At 57.9% G+C, this 2,226-nt stretch carries 4 protein-coding genes and 1 pseudogene; 4 read left to right on the top strand and 1 reads right to left on the bottom strand.

Annotated features, from left to right (window positions below; translation table 11 throughout):
* Positions 1 to 169: 169 nt before the first annotated feature.
* The 4 genes and pseudogenes from WCA53_RS15190 to WCA53_RS15205 form a co-directional block, all read left to right on the top strand.
* A pseudogene (locus tag WCA53_RS15190) lies at positions 170 to 421 on the top strand (histone deacetylase family protein); the annotation flags it as partial.
* Positions 422 to 614: 193 nt separating this feature from the next.
* Positions 615 to 770, top strand: a complete 156-nt coding sequence (locus WCA53_RS15195) for a YqaE/Pmp3 family membrane protein (protein ID WP_423911727.1) — start codon at positions 615 to 617, stop codon at positions 768 to 770.
* A gap of 173 nt (positions 771 to 943) precedes the next feature.
* The gene (gene vapB, locus WCA53_RS15200; protein WP_423911730.1) at positions 944 to 1,180 is read left to right on the top strand and encodes a type II toxin-antitoxin system VapB family antitoxin; all 237 of its coding nucleotides are present in this window, start codon (positions 944 to 946) and stop codon (positions 1,178 to 1,180) included.
* Complete coding sequence (locus WCA53_RS15205; RefSeq protein WP_423911734.1) at positions 1,180 to 1,578, top strand: type II toxin-antitoxin system VapC family toxin; 399 nt, start codon at positions 1,180 to 1,182, stop codon at positions 1,576 to 1,578. Before vapB ends, WCA53_RS15205 begins: the two co-directional genes overlap by 1 nt.
* A 354-nt stretch (positions 1,579 to 1,932) precedes the next feature.
* On the opposite strand, the gene WCA53_RS15210 is transcribed toward WCA53_RS15205, so the two are convergent.
* Positions 1,933 to 2,226, bottom strand: a 294-nt coding sequence (locus WCA53_RS15210; RefSeq protein WP_423911738.1) for a penicillin acylase family protein, incomplete at its 5' end; no start/stop codon positions are given.

Raw genomic sequence — 2,226 nt, forward strand, 5'->3', positions numbered from 1 at the left:
TAAGGAAGCCGCCGTACGTGGATGTCATTGACGGTTTCCTGCGTTCGGGCCACAAGTTACAAGTACAACGAAGAGTCAACCCACTCGCTTAGGTTAGTCGGATCCCCGCCAACTTGATACGCTGTCAGGATGCTGCCGTCCACTTGTATCGAGAACAATTGCAGTGCGCCAGGAGATCTTCTATGGCCGCGACGACGTGCTGTATGTATCGATACATGGCGACCCGACCAACTTCTATCCGGTCGTCGCCGGCTTCGAGGATGAACGCGGCGCGGCGCGCGGCGAAGGCTACAACGTCAACTTGCCGATGCCGCACGGGTCATCGGAAGAGGTCTTCTTCGAGAGGCTCGGTGTAGCGCTGCGGGCCGTCAATCGCTTTCAGCCGGACGCGCTAGTGGTCGCGCTTGGCTTCGACATCTACACTTCGCGTTGATGAAAACTGGCTATCCTCCAGCAATCATCCACAAAGAAGACCGGTTGGCCTACTACGACTCGCTAGACGAGGCGTGCGTGAGCGGCGACTAAAGCGGCGTTACGCAACTGGTGGCGAAAAATCTAGCCACACGAGGATTGAAATGCGCCTGTTGCTCGCCCTGATTTTGCCTGGGTTGTAATTGTTCACGATCGGCTGCCCGTTCGCTGGAGTCATCTGCTTGTTGCTCCAGATCACCATCGTCGTATGGATACCGGCTGCAATCGGGTGCGTCTATGCTTTGAGCCAGTACAAGAAGGACCAAAAGATTGAGCGCGCTCTTTCGTCGCGCGGGTGATTGCGGAAACCGTCTCGGCGCGCCTGCTCGCCGCGTTGAACGGTTGCTGAAATTGGTTCCTGGTCGTCCTCACGGTGTTCCGCAGCCGAGCTGGTTTAGTACACACTACGTATGTACATTTGACACGATTCTTGCTATAGTACATACAGCGTACATACATAGCGAGGCGGATCATGCAAACCACTAAGATTTTTCGCAATGGCAATTCACAGGCGGTTCGTATCCCGGCCGAGTTGGCCTACGCGAACACTGAAGTTGAAGTTGAGATTGAGCGCGTGGGCGACGAGATTCGCATTCGCCCCGCACGTCGCTCGCTAGCAGGGGTGCTCGACAGGTTTGCCAAGTTCGGATCTGACTTCATGGCCGAAGGCCGTGGGAGCCATCAACAAGCCGAACGTGAGGATTTGTAATGCCACGCTATATGCTAGACACCAACATGTGCATTTACCTGATGAAGAACCAACCCGAGCAAGTAGCGCGGCGATTTGCTCAATGCTATGTCGGGGACGTGGTTATGTCGGCGATTACATTTGCAGAACTTGAATACGGCGTCGTTGTCTGTGCAAAGCCGTCGCGTGAGCGACGCAATCTTGCGTCGTTGATCGAGCTCATCGAGGTAGTGCCCTTTACCGCTGCCGCTGCAAGTGCATACGGTCCAATTCGAGAGGCGACTCGCGAGCGGAACAAGGACCAACTCGACAAACTGATCGCTGCGCATGCTGTCGCGTTGGGCGTACCTGTGGTCACGAACAATATTCGGGACTTCGCCGCCTATCCCGGCGTAACTGTCGAAAATTGGCTCGATTGACGCGCAGAACAGCCGCCCCGCCTACGAGGGATCCACGGAGTGACAATGTGACCGTCGGCATCGATTTCCGGCGCCTGTATCGCCGTGGCAATAGCCTGTTAGTCTCGATGCTTCCGGCGTTCTGCTAGAGGATCTTCGGCGTCGTGCAGCCAGCTAGAAGGGCGCATACCAGCGTCAGGCACAGGACCACAAATCTTGTATTCATGTAGTGTAGTTCCGGAGTTGCGGCGCAACGCCTGGCCGCAGAGCAGTCTCGAATCGCTTTATCGGCGCGAGCGGGCATAACTTGAGCCGCACACTCCATAAACACTGAGCCTGGGTCATCACGCGGCGTGGTTCCGCGTCCCAATCAGATCACTGCGCGGGCCCCCTCAATTCAAGCCGATGAACCATTCCCCCCGGCAGGAACGGCGTCGCGTCACCGCGCACCCACGCCTCATGTCCCGCGAGAAAATACGGCGACAGCGGATGCCCCGACTGCCCGCCCGGCATCTCGAAGATACCGTACTGCTCGCGCCCCGGTGACACGACCATCCTCTCGGATGCACCGAAGGTCGGCGCCTGCACCCGCGGCATGTTGAAGTCGCCCGGCAGTGGTTCGCGGGGCGCTGCGAGCCAACCGCGCGCCCACGGTAGCCACGCCGGCAC

Source organism: Caballeronia sp., from assembly GCF_049581465.1.
Lineage (GTDB): Bacteria > Pseudomonadota > Gammaproteobacteria > Burkholderiales > Burkholderiaceae > Caballeronia.